We start from the raw sequence: 15460 nt of genomic DNA, 5'->3' as shown, positions 1-15460 counted from the left end.
CGGGTCCCCTCCCCTGCCCGCCGGGTCAAGCCTCGCCGAATCCCGACTCGGCCAGCGCCGCGATCGCCGCCACCGCCGCACCTCCATCGGGATCGTCGCTCGCGATCTCGACCGTCGCGCCCTTCGTGAGGCCGAGCGACATGATGCTGAGCAGGCTCTTCGCGTCGGTGCCGTTCACCGTGACGCGCGGTCCGAACGTGCTCGCGAGCTTCACCAGCTCGGCGGCGGGGCGCGCGTGCAGGCCGTCGGCGTTCACGAGCGTCACGGTGCGAGCATGCACATGACCGGATGCCCCGGCCGCACCGGATGCGGCAACGGGTGTCGTCGCGCCGGCGCCGGGTTCGGCGCCGCCGCGCGCCGACTCCGCCGCGGTGACCACGTGTGCGAGGTCGTCGCCCGCCTCGGCGGCGACGGCCGCAGCCACTCCGCCCTCCACGAACGGAGCGTCGACGATGCGCACGCGCTCGCGCACCTCGTCGTCGAGGAAGTCCAGCGCCGTCTCGGTCGTGAGGATCGCGGAGCCGAGATCGCAGAGCACCACCACCCCCGCGCCCGAGTCGGCCTCTGCGATGCCGGAGCTCACCAGGTCGAAGCTCGTGCCGATGCGGCCGTCATCGGTGCCGCCGGCGGCCACGAGGGCCGCCGACGGCGCCATCTGACGCGCGAGCTCGACGAGGCCCTCCGCGATACGCGCGGAGTGCGAGACGAAGACGACGCCGACCTTTCCCGGGGTCGCCACCCTCACGCCCCCGCCGAGGCGGAGGCCGCGTCGGCCGCGGCCTGCAGCAGCAGCGCGGTCGACTCGGCGCCGGGATCGCGGTGTCCGGCGGAACGCTCGCCGAGGTAGCTCGCGCGGCCCTTGCGGGCGACGAGCGGCTCGGTTGCGATCGCGCCCTCACGGGCGGCGGCCGCTGCAGCCGCGAGGACTGCCGCGGCATCCGACCCGTTCGACGCTGCTGCGTCGGCCGCATCGACGGCGGGCGTCCAGGCGTCGACCATCGTCTTGTCGCCCGACTCCGCCCTGCCGCGCATCACGATGCCGTCGCGTGCCGCCGTGAGCACCGCGGCGATCGCCGAGCCGTCGAGCGACGTCTCGGATCCGGCGGCCACGGCGCCCTTCAGGTACGCGGTGCCGTAGAGCGGACCGGCGGCCCCGCCGACCGTCGAGATGAGCGTCGTCGCCACGAGCTTCAGGACATCGCCCGGGGTGGACCCGGCCGGCAGGTCGTCGAGCTTCGGGAGCACGGCCTGGAAGCCGCGATCCATGTTCTCGCCGTGATCGCCGTCGCCGATCTCCCGGTCGAGCGTGATGAGCTCGACCCGGTGCTCGGAGATCACGTCAGCGCTTCGCCTGACCCAGTCCACCGCCCAGGTGATGTCCAGACCCACGGATGCCTCCCTCTATCGTCCCCATCGGAGCGCAGCCGTCTGCACCGGCGCGTCCCACAGTTCGATCATCTCGTCGTCGAGCTTCAGGAGCGTGATCGACATCCCGTGCATCTCGAGCGACGTGATGTAGTTGCCCACGAGCGACCGGGCGATCGTGATGCCGCGCTCGGCGAGCACCTCGGCAGCACGTCGGTAGGCGAGGTACAGCTCGATGAGCGGCGTGCCGCCCATGCCGTTGACGAACAGCAGCACGCGGTCGCCGCCCGAGTACGGGAGGTCGTCGAGCACGGGCTCGATGAGGCGGTCGACGAGGCCGTCGGCCGGCTCGAGCTTGATACGCTCGCGTCCGGGCTCGCCGTGGATGCCGATGCCGATCTCGATCTCGTCCTCGGCGAGCGTGAAGCTCGGCTCGCCGGCGTGCGGCACGATGCAGGGCGTCAGGGCGAGGCCCATCGAGCGCGCGTTGGCGTTGACGCGTTCGGCGAGGTCGGCGACCTCGTCGAGCGAGTCGCCGCGCTCGGCGGCCGCGCCCGCGATCTTCTCGACCAGCACGGTGCCCGCCACGCCGCGGCGGCCGGCCGTGTAGAGGCTGTCCTTCACGGCGACGTCGTCGTTCGTGACGACTGCGCGCACGGTGATGCCGTCGGCGGCCGCCAGGTCGGCCGCGGTCTCGAAGTTGAGCACGTCGCCGGTGTAGTTCTTCACGATGTGCAGCACGCCCGCTCCGCCGTCGACCGCCTTGGTGGCGGCGAGGATCGGATCGGGTGTGGGCGAGGTGAAGACGGCGCCGGGCACCGCGGCATCCAGCATGCCGAAGCCGACGTATCCGGCGTGGAGCGGCTCGTGTCCGCTGCCGCCGCCGCTGACGATGCCGACCTTGCCGGCGATCGGGGCGTCCGCCCGCACGACATGGATCGGATCCAGCTCGACGCGAATGATGTCGGCGTGGGCCAGGCCGAATCCGGCGACCGATTCGTCGACGACGCGCTTCGGATCGTTGATGATCTTCTTCACGGGCATCCCTTCACCATGGCTGCCGAACACCGCGCGACCATGCATCGGCGCCGTCGCAGCACTCCCCCGTCAACCTACGCCCGAAGCGGCGCCCGAGGTAAGAGCTTCCCGGAAATCGGAGAGGCGCCTCCACAAAAAGGCGCCCGGCCATTCCCTGCGCGTACGCGCCGCGAGTATGGTGTGGGGTGTTCCGCCCGTGGGCGCGGCCCCCGGGCTCAGCACGAAGGATGGAAGGTCAACGTGGACACTCTCTGGGTGTTGTTCTTCTCCGAGCTCGTCGGGACCGCGATGCTGGTCCTGTTGGGTTGCGGTGTCGTGGCCAACGTCGCCCTCGCCAAGACGAAGGGCTTCAACGGCGGATTCCTCATGGTGACGTTCGGCTGGGGCTTCGCGGTCTTCGCCGCCGTCATCGTCGCCTACGCATCGGGCGCGCACATCAACCCGGCCGTGACGTTGGGGCTGGTCGCCAACGGCGCGACGGAGTTCGGCAATGCGGCCCTCGGGCTCACCGTCCCGGTCGACTTCACGTCGGTGCTCGCGTACATCGTGGCGCAGCTCATCGGCGCGATCGTCGGTGCGGTGATCTGCTGGCTGGCGTACAAGCAGCACTTCGACGAGGAACCCGACCCGGCGCCGAAGCTCGGCACCTTCTCGACGGGCCCCGGCATCCGGAACTACGCCTGGAACCTCATCACCGAGATCATCGGCACCTTCGTGCTGGTCTTCGTCGTCATCGGCTTCGGCCGTCAGGGCGACGCATCCGGCCTCGCCTCGCTCGGCGCGCTGCCGGTGGCCCTCCTCGTGGTCGGCATCGGCGTCTCCCTCGGTGGTCCGACCGGCTACGCCATCAACCCGGCCCGCGACCTCGGTCCGCGCATCGCGCACGCCTTCCTGCCGATCCGCGGCAAGGGCGGCAGCGACTGGTCCTACTCCTGGGTCCCGGTGGTCGGCCCCATCATCGGCGGCCTGCTCGCCGGTTGGGCAGCCCTGGTGCTGCTGCCGGTCCTCACCTGACCATCCGGCGGGGCCGGCCCATGCGGGCCGGCCCCGCTTCGTTCGGCACGGGCAAGCTCGTGCATTCGCCGACGAGGACGCCGGCGGGACATCCGCAACATTGAGAGGAAGTCATGGCTGACTACGTCCTGGCCATCGACCAGGGAACAACGAGCACACGCGCGATCGTCTTCGACAAGAAGGGCTCGATCGTGTCGTCGGGCCAGCTCGAGCACGAGCAGATCTTCCCCAGGCCCGGGTGGGTCGAGCACGACCCCATGGAGATCTGGCGCAACACCGGCGAGGTCATCGGCCAGGCCCTCGGCAAGAAGCAGCTCACCCGGCACGACATCGCCGCGGTCGGCATCACCAACCAGCGCGAGACCGCCGTCGTGTGGGACAAGAACACCGGCGAACCCGTCTACAACGCCATCGTGTGGCAGGACACCCGCACGCAGCCCATCGTCGACCGGCTCGCGGCCGACGGCGGCGTCGAGCGGTTCAAGGACAAGGTGGGCCTCCCGCTCGCCACCTACTTCTCGGGCACCAAGATCGTGTGGATCCTCGAGAACGTCGAGGGCGCCCGCGAGAAGGCGGAGGCGGGCGACCTGATCTTCGGCAACACCGACACGTGGGTGCTCTGGAACCTCACCGGCGGCGTCGACGGCGGCGTGCACGCCACGGATGTCACGAACGCCAGCCGCACCATGTTCATGGACCTCGAGACCCTGCAGTGGGACGACGACATCCTGGCGGCGTTCAACGTGCCGAAGTCGATGCTCCCCGAGATCAAGCCCTCGTCGGGCGTCTTCGGTATGGCCCACGGGTCGAGCCTCCTCCGCGAGGTGCCGATCGCCGGCGACCTCGGCGACCAGCAGGCCGCGACGTTCGGCCAGGCGGCGTTCGACGCCGGCGAGTCGAAGAACACGTACGGCACCGGCAACTTCCTCATCTTCAACACGGATACCGAGATCATCCACTCGAAGAACGGCCTCCTCACCACGCTGGGCTACAAGCTCGGCGACGAGCCGGCGCATTACGCGCTGGAGGGGTCGATCGCGATCACGGGTGCGCTCGTACAGTGGTTGCGTGACAACATCGGGCTCATCTCGAGCGCCCCGGAGATCGAGGAGCTCGCGAAGACCGTCGACGACAACGGCGGCGCGTACTTCGTGCCGGCGTTCTCGGGGCTGTTCGCGCCGTATTGGCGTGGCGATGCACGTGGTGCGCTCGTCGGCCTCACCCGGTACGTGAACAAGGGCCACATCGCCCGCGCCGCGCTGGAGGCGACGGCGTTCCAGACGCGCGAGGTGCTCGACGCGGTGAACGCCGACTCGGGCGTGGAGCTCACCGAGCTGAAGGTCGACGGCGGCATGATCGCGAACAACACGCTCATGCAGTTCCAGGCGGACATCCTCGGCGTGCCCGTCGTCCGGCCTGTGGTCGCGGAGACCACGGCGCTCGGCGCAGCGTACGCCGCCGGCCTCGCGGTCGGGTTCTGGTCGGGCCTCGACGACCTCCGGGCCAACTGGCAGGAGGACCGTCGCTGGGAGCCGCAGATGGACGCGGACGAGCGTGAGCGACAGCTGCGGCTCTGGAAGAAGGCGGTCACGAAGACCTTCGATTGGGTCGACGAGGACGTCTCGCACGAGTGATCCGAACGGCGAACGGCCCCGCGGCATCCGCGGGGCCGTTCGTGTGCGCCGCCCGGGCGCCGGTGACCGATCGTCGAAGCGATCGACCGGCTCAGGCCTTCGTCGCCGCGATCCACTCCTCGAGCTTGCGAGCGGCCGCACCGCTGTCGATGGCCTCCTCGGCGACCGCCATCTTGTCGCGGAACCGGTCGAGGATGGCGCGCTGGAACTGGCTCGGGTCCTTCGCGAGCTCGAACGCCACGAGTCCGGCGGCCGCGTTCAGCACGACGATGTCGCGCACCGGGCCCCGATCGCCGGCGAGCACGCGGTGCACGATCTCGGCGTTGTGCGCGGCGTCGCCGCCGACGAGGTCGTCGATGCTCGCCCGCGGGATGCCGAGCTCGCGCGGATCGAGGTCGTGCTCCTTGACCGTGCCGCGGGACACCTCCCACACGTGGCTGTGGCCGGTGGTGGTGAGCTCGTCGAGTCCGTCGTCGCCGCGGAACACGAGCGCCGTCGCGCCGCGCGTCTGGAACACCCCGACGATGAGGGGAACGCGATCGAGGTGCGCCACGCCCACCGCCGACGCCTCGGGCCGGGCCGGGTTGCAGAGCGGACCGAGGAAGTTGAAGACCGTCGGCACGCCGAGCTGCGCGCGGACCGGACCCGCGTGCTTGAACCCGGGGTGGAACGCGCCGGCGAATGCGAACGTGATGCCCGCCGTGTCGAGCACCGCTGCCACCCGGTCGGCGGACAGGCCGAGGTCGAGCCCGAGCGCGGCCAGCACGTCGGACGATCCCGACGCCGAGCTCGCCGCGCGGTTGCCGTGCTTGATGACGGGCACGCCGGATGCCGCGGCGATCACGGAGGCCATGGTCGACACGTTCACCGTGCCGAAGCGGTCGCCGCCCGTGCCCACGATGTCGAGCGCCATGGGGTCGACGTGGAGCGGCACGGCGTGCTCGAGGACGGCGTCGCGGAAGCCGACGATCTCGTCGACGGTCTCCCCCTTGACCCGCAGCGCGATGAGGAACGCGGCCAGCTGCGCGTCGGTCGCGGTGCCCGTCATGACCTGCTCCATGCACCACGCGGCATCCGAGACGCTGAGGTCTTCGCCGTCGAGCAGCGCGGTGATGATGGCGGGCCAGTTCTGTTGCTCGGGCATGCTCCGATCCTATCGACGGGGATTCAGGGCGGATTCGCGGCTGACGCACACCGCAACTGAGGGTTGCCTAACCCCGAAGCACCGACACGACTCCCCCGGATGACGAAAACTCAGCCCCGATTTCAGCCATAATGGGGAGCGTGACGAGCACCTCAATCACTTATCAGGCGAGCGCGCCCGTGATCAAGCGACCGAACACCGTTGCGGTGGGCACGATCGTCTGGCTCGGCAGCGAGGTCATGTTCTTCGCGGGCCTCTTCGCGATCTACTTCACGCTGCGGTCGACGTCGCCCGAGCTGTGGGAGTTCGAGGCGAATCGACTGAACTTCCCGTTCTCGCTGACGAACACGATCATCCTCGTGCTCTCGTCGTTCACCTGCCAGTTCGGGGTGTTCGCAGCCGAGCGGCTGCAGCCCTACGCCACCGGGTGGAAGCCGTCGCAGTGGGGCATGGTCGAGTGGTTCTTCCTCACCTACGCCATGGGCGCGGTCTTCGTCGCCGGCCAGATCTGGGAGTACGCGCAGCTCGTCTCCGAGGGCATCGCCCTCGACTCCAACGCGTACGGCTCGGCCTTCTACCTCACGACGGGCTTCCACGGCCTCCACGTCACGGGCGGCCTCATCGCGTTCCTGCTCGTCATCGGCCGCGTGTTCGCGGTGAAGAACTTCGGCCACCGCGAGGCGACCAGCGCCATCGTCGTCTCCTACTACTGGCACTTCGTCGACGTGGTCTGGATCGGCCTGTTCCTCGTCATCTACGTCCTCAGATAGTCCCAGCAGGAGCGTCACGAACCGCATGACCGCCAACAGGAAGAAACTGATGAACCGCTCGAAGCGACGCACCGGCCGCCGGCACCCGCTCGCCACCGTCGCGCTCCTCGCGCTCGGACTCGTGTTCACGGGTGGCGCGTACGCCGCCCTGAGCACCGGGACCGCGGCGCAGGCCGAGAGCGAGCCCACGTCGCAGGAGACCATCGAGCAGGGCAAGAAGCTCTTCCAGGCGAACTGCGCCACCTGTCACGGCCTCGAGGCCCAGGGCACGGGCACGGGTCCCAGCCTCATCGGCGTCGGCGCCGCCGCGGTCGACTTCCAGGTCGGCACCGGCCGCATGCCGATGCAGATGCAGGGTCCGCAGGCCCAGCAGAAGCCGCCGCAGTTCACCGACGAGCAGGTCAAGCAGCTGGCCTACTACGTCGCCTCCCTCGGCCCCGGCCCCGACATCCCCGCCGAGCACCTCGTCAACGGCGGCGGCGACGCCGCGAACGGCGCCGAGCTGTTCCGCATCAACTGCGCCATGTGCCACAACGTGGCCGGCGCCGGCGGTGCGCTCACCGAGGGCAAGTTCGCTCCCCCGCTCACCGACGTCTCGGGCGTGCACATCTACGAGGCCATGGTCACGGGTCCGCAGAACATGCCGGTGTTCAACGACCTGAACATCTCACCCGAAGACAAGCGCGACATCATCACGTACCTCCAGTACGTGCAGGACAACCGCTCGCCCGGCGGATTCGAGCTCGGCTCGCTCGGGCCGGTCGCAGAGGGCCTGTTCATCTGGATCTTCGGTCTGGGCGCGATCGTCGCGGTCACCGTGTGGATCACGGCGAAGTCCAACTAGCGCCCGCTCGGCTCGAAGCACCCAAGAAGGAGAACCATGGCCCAGGACGACCACAGCGGCACGGACGTCGTTGCTGCCGACTCGTCGCACGAGGCAGACGTATACACCCGGTCGCCCGGCACGGCGGTCGTCGCGCAGGACGCGTTCGACAATCCCGGTTTCGAGCCGCACCGTCCTCGCGTCACCGATGAGGACCCGAAGCGCGAGAAGCGGGCCCAGCGCACCGTCTACTCGCTCTTCTACCTGTCGATCCTCGGCAGCGTGTGGGCCATCGCCGCCTACATGCTCTTCCCGATCGAGTCGAACGACGTCGGGATGGTTCGACTGAACAACATGTTCATCGGCCTCGGCGCCACGCTCGCCCTCCTCGGCATCGGCTTCGGCGCCATCCACTGGGGCAAGTCGCTCATGACCTCCGCGGAGTCGGTCGACATCCGCCACCCGATCGGCGGCGCCGAGCCCACGAAGGCGGGCGCGGTGCACGTGATGCGCCAGGCCGACGAGGAGTCCGGGTTCTCGCGCCGCACCGTGATCCGGAACAGCCTGATCGGCGCACTGCTCGTCTTCCCCCTGCCCGCCGTGGTCCTGTTCCGCGGATTCGCCCCGCAGGACCAGCTCCCCGTCGAGCTCCTGAGCCACACGATGTGGGCCAAGGGCACGCGCCTCACGCTCGACCCGTCGGGCGTGCCGATCAAGGCCGCCGACGTCACCATCGGCAGCGCGTTCCACGTCATCCCCGAGGGTCTCGCGGAGCTCGAGCACGGCCGGCTCGAGGAGAAGGCCAAGGCAGCGGTGCTGCTCATGCGCCTCGAGCCGAGCGAGCTCAACCAGGCGCCTGATCGCGAGTCCTGGTCGTACGACGGCATCGTCGCCTACTCCAAGATCTGCACGCACGTCGGATGCCCCGTGGCGCTCTACGAGCAGCACACGCACCACCTGCTCTGCCCGTGCCACCAGTCGCAGTTCGACGTGGCGAACCACTGCGAGGTCATCTTCGGCCCGGCCAAGCGCCCGCTGCCGCAGCTGCCCATCGCGGTCGACGAGGAGGGCTACCTCGTCGCGCAGAGCGACTTCACCGAACCCGTCGGCCCGAGTTTCTGGGAGCGCAGTTGACTACCGTACCCACCCGAACCGACACGCCTGCGAAGCGCACGTTCACCGCGGCGGCGTCGGACTACTTCAACGACCGCACAGGGATCGCGGTCGCGATCAAGGGCCTCGGCCGCAAGGCCTTCCCCGACCACTGGTCGTTCCTGCTCGGCGAGGTCGCGCTCTTCAGCTTCATCGTCGTGCTCATCTCCGGCACGTTCCTGACGTTCTTCTTCCAGGCGTCGATGGCCGAGGTCCACTACGACGGCTCGTACGTGCCGCTCAAGGGTGTCGAGATGTCGGTGGCCATGGCGTCCACGCTCGACATCTCCTTCGACATCCGCGGCGGCCTGTTCGTGCGGCAGATGCACCACTGGGCGGCGCTGCTCTTCGTGGCGGCCATCGGCCTGCACATGCTCCGCATCTTCTTCACGGGTGCGTTCCGCAAGCCGCGCGAGTTCAACTGGGTGATCGGCTTCACGCTGTTCATCCTCGCGATGGGCGAGGGCTTCACCGGTTACTCGCTCCCCGACGACCTGCTCTCGGGCAACGGCCTCCGCATCATCGACGGCCTCATCAAGGGCATCCCGATCATCGGCACGTGGACCTCGTTCCTGCTCTTCGGCGGTGAGTTCCCGGGCACGGCCATCGTCGGACGCCTCTACACGCTGCACATCCTGCTGCTGCCGGCGCTCGTCGTCGCGCTCATCGCGATCCACGTCGTGTACGTCTTCATCCACAAGCACACGCAGTTCGCAGGACCCGGTCGTCAGACGACGAACTCGGTGGGCCCGCCCATCCTGCCGATCTACGCGGCCAAGGCCGGCGGCTTCATGTTCATCATCTGGGGTGTGATCGCGCTCATCGCGGCGTTGTTCACCATCAACCCGATCTGGAACTACGGCCCGTACGACCCCTCGCCCGTCTCGGCCGGAACGCAGCCCGACTGGTACATCGGCTTCGCCGACGGCGCGCTCCGCCTCATCCCGCCGGGCTGGGAGTTCGTGTGGCTCGACCGCACCTGGTCGTTCAACATCCTCGTCCCGCTGATCGCGATCGGCATCTTCATCGTGCTGGTGGTGGCCTACCCCTTCATCGAGGCGTGGATCACCGGCGACAAGCGCGAGCACCACATCGCCGACCGTCCGCGCAACGCGCCCACCCGCACCGCGATCGGCGCCGCCGGCGTGACGTTCTACGCGAGCCTCTGGGCCGCGGCGAGCTCCGACATCCTGGCGACGCACTTCTCGCTGACGATGGAGGGCGTCATCCACGCGCTGCAGTTCACGACGGTCGTGGGCCCGTTCATCGCCTACTTCGTCACGAAGCGCGTCTGCATCGCGTTGCAGAAGAAGGATCGCGAGATCGTGCTGCACGGCTACGAGTCGGGCCGCATCGTGAAGCTGCCCGGTGGCGAGTTCATCGAGGTCCACCAGCCGCTCGACGAGTACGACCGCTGGCGCCTCGTGAGCTACGACTCGTACGAGCCGCTCATGATCCGCCCGAACTCCCGTGGCAAGATCACCGTCGGCCAGCGAGTCCGAGCCGGACTGTCGCGCTGGTTCTTCGAGGACCGCATCGTGCCGGTCACGAAGGGCGAGCTCGAGGCGGCGCACCACTCGTCGCACCACTGAGCCGACCGCACGTCAATTCGGGCACCGGTCCCATGTCGATCGACACGACATGGCTCCGGTGCCCGAACTGTCTCCTCGACCTCGATCCCGTCGATGAGCGCACGCTCGGCTGCGAGACCGGGCACCGCTTCGACCTCTCGAAGCATGGGATCGTCACGCTGCTCCCGCCGAAGGCGCCGCGGACGGTCGGCGACGACCGTGCGATGCTCGACGCGCGCGCAGCGCTGCTCGACAGCGAGGCCTACGCGCCGATCGCGACCGCCATCGCGGACGCGGTGGGCTCGGCAGGCACCGACCGCGGAACGGATGCTCTTCGCATCGCCGATCTCGGCTGCGGCACCGGGTACTACTCGGCGTTCCTGGCCGACGCGCTCCCGACAGCGGACTTCCTCCTCGCCGACCGCTCCCCCGATGCGGTGCGGATGAGCCGCCGCGCCATCGGGCGATCCACGGGCGTCGTCCTCGACACCTGGCGACCCCTCCCGGTGCGCGATGACGTCGCCGACGTCGTGCTCGACGTCTTCGCGCCACGCAACCCTCTCGAGTTCGCCCGCATCCTGCGACCCGACGGCGTCATCGTCGTCGTCGTGCCGACCGCCGAACACCTGCGCGAGCTTCGCGCCGAGGGCGCGATGCTCGACGTGCCGGCCGAGAAGGCCGAACTCGTCGCCGATCGCTTCCGCGAAGCGGGACTCAGGCGTCGAGCACGCACCACGGTGACGTACCCGCTCGAGGCCACGGCCGCGACGCAGGCGCTGATCGCCGACATGGGGCCGGCCGCCCATCACGCCGATCGTCGGCCGCACCAGCCCGAGCACGCACGCACGGTCACGGTCTCCGTCGACGTGCTCGTGTTCGAGCACGCTTCGGGCGACTGAACCGTCCACACCATCGACCGACGCCGTCGCGCGGCGTCGGCGTCATACTGGGTTCATGTCGGGATGCTGCGGGCCGGCGCCGGACGGCCGGTACTCCGAGATCTTCGACGAGCGGTTCGCCAGCAGCATCGCCCGTCGGTATCGCCGACGCGGCCTCACCGCACCCGAGGGACGTATCATCGAAGCCCTGTCGGGACTCGGACTCCGCGGCACGAGCGTGCTCGAGGTCGGCGGCGGCATCGGCGAGCTCCAGCTCGAGCTGCTCGCACGCGGCGCCGCGGAGACGGTGAACCTCGAGCTCTCCGACGCCTACGAGGAGCAGGCCGACGAGCTCATGCGGTCGAGCGGCGTCGACGGACGCGTCACCCGCATCGTGGGCGTCGACCTCGCCGCGGCATCCGACGCCGACGTCGCCCGAGCGGACTACGTGCTGCTGCACCGCGTGATCTGCTGTTACCCCGACTTCGCGGGCCTCCTGGGCGCGGCTGCGGATCATGCCAGGTCTGCGGTCGTCTTCAGCCATCCCGCTCGGAACCTCTTCACCCGGGCGGTCGTGGCCATGAGCAACGCCCGGATGGCGATCGCCGGACATGACTACCGCGGGTTCGTCCACTCCCCCGAGGCCATGCTGGGCGTGCTCAGCGCACACGGACTCGCGCTGCGCACCTACGAACGCTCGAAGCGGTGGCACATCGCTGTCGCGGTGCGTGAGCCGGCCCCTGCCGGCACCTCGGCCGTCGGGTGATTCGCTGAGCCGCTCCGTCGCTCGACCCCACCATGCTGCGCAGCGCATCACGTGCCGAATGTCGAAGGGCCCGGCACCATCGGTACCGGGCCCTTCGAACGGGATCGCTCAGCGAGCGAAGTTGCCGCGGTAGTACTCGTACACCCAGCCGACGAGCGCGATGATCACGAGCGGGACCGCGAGGAACGTAATCCAGAACCCGATGGCGAGGCCGAGGAACCCGAGCGCCGCGCCCGTCGCGAGGATGATGGGCCACCAGCTCCACGGGCTGAAGAAGCCGAGCTCCGCGTCGCCGTCGTCGATGTTGGCGTCGAGGCGGTCTTCGGGCAGCTCAGCTCCCTGCGCACGGTGCACACGCCCGAGGTAGAAGGCGATGAACGCGGACAGGACGGTCGTGAGCGACAGCGCCACGGTGCCGGCCCACTCCATGCCCGGGTCCACCTCGTCGATCGCGCTCCAGACCCCGTAGACGACCGCCGCGAGTCCGAAGAAGACCGCGAGGATCCAGAACATGATGACATTGGCGCGCATCTACTTGACTTCCTTCGTCGCTGCGTCGAACACCGGAGCCTGCGGGGCGTCCTTCGCCGGACCGATGCCCACCGGGATGCCGGCCTCGGGGTGGTTGAGGTCGAACGCCGGCGCCTCCGAGCGGATGCGCGGGATCGACGTGAAGTTGTGCCGCGGCGGCGGGCAGCTGGTCGCCCACTCGAGCGAGCGGCCGTAGCCCCACGGGTCGTTCACGGTCACCTTCGGCGCGCGGCGCGCGGTGATGTAGACGTTCAGGAAGAACGGGATGAGCGAGACCGCGAGGATGCCCGCGCCGATCGTCGACAGCTGGTTCATCCAGGTGATGTTGTCTTCAGGCAGGTACGAGTAGTACCGGCGCGGCATCGCGACGACGCCCAGCCAGTGCTGGATGAGGAACGTCGTGTGGAAGCCGATGAACAGCAGCCAGAAGTGCCACTTGCCGAGCCGCTCGTTCAGCATCTTGCCGGTCCACTTGGGCCACCAGAAGTAGAAGCCCGCGAACATCGCGAACACGACCGTGCCGAAGACGACGTAGTGGAAGTGCGCCACGACGAAGTAGGTGTCGGAGACGTGGAAGTCGAGCGGCGGCGACGCCAGGATCACGCCGGTGAGGCCACCGAACACGAAGGTGATGAGGAAGCCGAGCGCCCACACCAACGGCGTCTCGAACGTGATGGATCCGCGCCACATCGTGCCGATCCAGTTGAAGATCTTCACGCCCGTCGGCACCGCGATGAGCATCGTCATCAGGGCGAAGAACGGCAGCAGCACCGAGCCGGTGACGTACATGTGGTGCGCCCACACGGTGACCGACAGTGCCGCGATGGCGATCGTCGCGTAGATCAGCGTCTTGTATCCGAAGATCGGTTTGCGGCTGAACACCGGGAATATCTCGGAGACGATGCCGAAGAACGGCAGCGCGATGATGTACACCTCGGGATGGCCGAAGAACCAGAACAGGTGCTGCCACAGGATGACGCCGCCGTTGGCCGGGTCGTAGATGTGGGCACCGAAGATGCGGTCGGCGCCGGCGGCGAGGATCGCGGCCGCGAGCACCGGGAACGCCATCAGGACGAGGATCGACGTGACGAGCGTGTTCCAGGTGAAGATCGGCATGCGGAACATGGTCATGCCCGGCGCGCGCATCGTGATGATCGTCGTGATGAAGTTCACCGCGCCGAGGATCGTGCCGAAGCCCGAGAGGCCGAGGCCGAGCATCCAGAGGTTGCCGCCGACGCCCGGGGAGAACGTGGTCGATGCCAATGGCTGGTAGGCGAACCATCCGAACGACGCCGCACCCTGCGGGGTGAAGAAGCCGGCGACGGCCATCAGCGAGCCGAAGTTGAAGAACCAGTACGCGAGCGCGTTGAGTCGCGGGAACGCGACGTCGGGCGCGCCGATCTGCAGCGGCATGAGCACGTTCGCGAAGCCCGCGAAGAGCGGCGTCGCGAACATCAGCAGCATGATCGTGCCGTGCATAGTGAACAGCTGGTTGTACTGCTCACGGGTCTGAATGATCTCGAGACCGGGCTCGAACAGCTGCGCGCGGATGATGAGGGCCATCACGCCGCCGATGCAGAAGTAGATGAAGGAGGTGATCAGGTAGAGGTACCCGATGACCTTGTGGTCGGTGGACGTGATCCACCGGACGAGGACGTTGCCCTTGCGCTCGACCTTGGGGGCGCCGAACGGCAGGCTGCTCGACTGCGGCCGAGCCGGTGCGGTCGTGGTGCTCATTCGGCTTCGTGCTCCTCTTTCAGTTCGGGCGCGCCCTTGCCGGGCTGGTTCTGGTTGCGGTCGTACTCGTTGGAGAGCTGGCCCTCCTGGCCGAGGTCGCGCAGCGACTCGATGTAGTCCTCGTACTCCGCCTCGGAGACGACCTGGACGTTGAAGAGCATGAGCGAGTGGTACTCGCCGCAGAGCTCTGCGCACTTGCCCTCGTACGTGCCTTCGCGTTCGGGGACGAACGACATGTAGTTGGTCTTGCCCGGGAACATGTCCTTCTTGTAGAGGAAGTCCACGACCCAGAACGAGTGGATCACGTCGCGCGCCTCGAGTTCGATCTCGACGTTCTTCCCGACCGGGAGGTAGAGGGTCGGGAGCTCGGACTGGACGAGCGAGCCGGCGGGGCCCTCGTCGGAGAGCTGCCCCTGGATGCCGGGCGAGTAGACGTCTTCGTTGACGTAGTTGAAGTCCCAGGCCCACTGCTTGGCGATGACCTCGACCTTGACGTCGATCTCGTCCTCGGCGAAGCGCTGCTCGATGACCGCCTGGTCGCGGGCCGTGAAGGCGAAGAAGCCGAGCACGAGGATCAGCGGCACGATCGTGTAGAAGACCTCGATCGGCATGTTGTAGCGCAGCTGCACCGGGAGGCCGGTCTGGCCCTTGCGCCGGCGGTACGCGATGACGGCCCAGATGGTGAGGCCCCAGGTGATCACGCCGACGACGAGCAGCACGATCCACGACGTCACCCAGAGGCCCGAGACGAGGTCGGTGTGGTTGGTAACGGGAGGCTCGCCCTCCTCGAAGCCCGGAAGGAATCCGTTCAGCTGTGCCTGCGTGCATCCGGCGAGGACGAGGCTGAGCGACGCTGCGATCGGGATTGCAGCCCATCGGAGACGGCGATTGTGGCGCACCGGTGACCTTTCGGGAGACTCGAAGGCGCTTCACAGCGAAGCGCGGTGATCGATCCCTAGCCTACTCCGACTCGACCCCCCGGGTGTGCACCCGGAGGCGGTGTCGGACGGCGATGCACGGATTCCCGAAACCACCTG

15 protein-coding genes are annotated in these 15460 nt (G+C 68.5%); 8 read left to right on the top strand and 7 right to left on the bottom strand.

Annotated elements, in window-relative coordinates:
- Window positions 1-25 precede the first annotated feature (25 nt).
- Genes dhaM through dhaK form a run of 3 tightly spaced genes read right to left on the bottom strand, consistent with a single transcriptional unit; the run spans window position 26 to window position 2403 of the window.
- The gene (gene dhaM, locus ACWEOH_RS15355; RefSeq protein ID WP_452032440.1) at window positions 26-739 is read right to left on the bottom strand and encodes a dihydroxyacetone kinase phosphoryl donor subunit DhaM; all 714 of its coding nucleotides are present in this window, start codon (window positions 737-739) and stop codon (window positions 26-28) included.
- 2 nt (window positions 740-741) lie between these two features.
- Entirely contained in the window at window positions 742-1389 is a 648-nt protein-coding gene (dhaL, locus tag ACWEOH_RS15350; RefSeq protein ID WP_452032438.1) for a dihydroxyacetone kinase subunit DhaL, read from the bottom strand.
- 12 nt (window positions 1390-1401) lie between these two features.
- Window positions 1402-2403, bottom strand: coding sequence for a dihydroxyacetone kinase subunit DhaK (gene dhaK / locus ACWEOH_RS15345; RefSeq protein ID WP_452033888.1), 1002 nt, complete (start codon window positions 2401-2403; stop codon window positions 1402-1404).
- Window positions 2404-2691: 288 nt separating this feature from the next.
- On the opposite strand from dhaK, the gene ACWEOH_RS15340 reads away from it, so the two are divergent.
- Both ACWEOH_RS15340 and glpK read left to right on the top strand, forming a co-directional pair.
- Window positions 2692-3417 carry an MIP/aquaporin family protein gene (locus tag ACWEOH_RS15340; protein ID WP_238476485.1) on the top strand — a complete coding sequence of 242 codons (726 nt, stop codon included), beginning with the start codon at window positions 2692-2694 and terminating at the stop codon, window positions 3415-3417.
- Window positions 3418-3530: 113 nt separating this feature from the next.
- Window positions 3531-5051 (top strand): glycerol kinase GlpK, encoded by a 1521-nt coding sequence (glpK, locus tag ACWEOH_RS15335; RefSeq protein WP_452032436.1) that lies wholly within the window; start codon window positions 3531-3533, stop codon window positions 5049-5051.
- 91 nt (window positions 5052-5142) lie between these two features.
- On the opposite strand, the gene trpD is transcribed toward glpK, so the two are convergent.
- Complete coding sequence (gene trpD, locus ACWEOH_RS15330; RefSeq protein ID WP_452032434.1) at window positions 5143-6195, bottom strand: anthranilate phosphoribosyltransferase; 1053 nt, start codon at window positions 6193-6195, stop codon at window positions 5143-5145.
- Window positions 6196-6326: 131 nt separating this feature from the next.
- On the opposite strand from trpD, the gene ctaE reads away from it, so the two are divergent.
- From ctaE to ACWEOH_RS15300, 6 genes are read left to right on the top strand one after another with little or no spacing between them, the layout of a single operon-like run.
- Complete coding sequence (ctaE, locus tag ACWEOH_RS15325; RefSeq protein WP_148735028.1) at window positions 6327-6965, top strand: aa3-type cytochrome oxidase subunit III; 639 nt, start codon at window positions 6327-6329, stop codon at window positions 6963-6965.
- Between the two features lie 49 nt (window positions 6966-7014).
- Window positions 7015-7809, top strand: a complete 795-nt coding sequence (qcrC, locus tag ACWEOH_RS15320; protein ID WP_148735029.1) for a cytochrome bc1 complex diheme cytochrome c subunit — start codon at window positions 7015-7017, stop codon at window positions 7807-7809.
- 36 nt (window positions 7810-7845) lie between these two features.
- Window positions 7846-8922 carry a cytochrome bc1 complex Rieske iron-sulfur subunit gene (gene qcrA, locus ACWEOH_RS15315; RefSeq protein WP_452032432.1) on the top strand — a complete coding sequence of 359 codons (1077 nt, stop codon included), beginning with the start codon at window positions 7846-7848 and terminating at the stop codon, window positions 8920-8922.
- A complete protein-coding gene (qcrB, locus tag ACWEOH_RS15310; protein WP_452032430.1) occupies window positions 8919-10532 on the top strand; it encodes a cytochrome bc1 complex cytochrome b subunit in 1614 nt (537 codons plus the stop codon). The genes qcrA and qcrB overlap by 4 nt, the downstream gene beginning before the upstream one ends.
- Before the next feature lie 32 nt (window positions 10533-10564).
- A complete protein-coding gene (locus ACWEOH_RS15305) occupies window positions 10565-11410 on the top strand; it encodes a methyltransferase domain-containing protein (protein ID WP_452032428.1) in 846 nt (281 codons plus the stop codon).
- A 55-nt stretch (window positions 11411-11465) separates the two neighbouring features.
- On the top strand, window positions 11466-12155 hold the full coding sequence (locus tag ACWEOH_RS15300; protein WP_452032426.1) for a methyltransferase domain-containing protein: 690 nt from the start codon (window positions 11466-11468) through the stop codon (window positions 12153-12155).
- A gap of 108 nt (window positions 12156-12263) precedes the next feature.
- Here the strand turns inward: ACWEOH_RS15300 and ACWEOH_RS15295 are convergent, their stop codons facing one another.
- Genes ACWEOH_RS15295 through ctaC form a run of 3 tightly spaced genes read right to left on the bottom strand, consistent with a single transcriptional unit; the run spans window position 12264 to window position 15322 of the window.
- Complete coding sequence (locus ACWEOH_RS15295; RefSeq protein ID WP_148735034.1) at window positions 12264-12686, bottom strand: cytochrome c oxidase subunit 4; 423 nt, start codon at window positions 12684-12686, stop codon at window positions 12264-12266.
- Complete coding sequence (gene ctaD / locus ACWEOH_RS15290) at window positions 12687-14423, bottom strand: aa3-type cytochrome oxidase subunit I (RefSeq protein WP_452032424.1); 1737 nt, start codon at window positions 14421-14423, stop codon at window positions 12687-12689. It abuts the gene before it with no gap.
- Window positions 14420-15322: an aa3-type cytochrome oxidase subunit II gene (ctaC, locus tag ACWEOH_RS15285; protein ID WP_452032422.1), complete on the bottom strand. Its 903-nt coding sequence runs from the start codon at window positions 15320-15322 to the stop codon at window positions 14420-14422. The genes ctaD and ctaC overlap by 4 nt, the downstream gene beginning before the upstream one ends.
- Window positions 15323-15460: the final 138 nt, after the last annotated feature.

The sequence above is a fragment of the Agromyces sp. NPDC004153 genome, assembly GCF_053603635.1.
The sequence above is the reverse complement of the archived record's forward strand: the minus strand, read 5'-3'. Positions and strand labels throughout refer to the sequence as shown.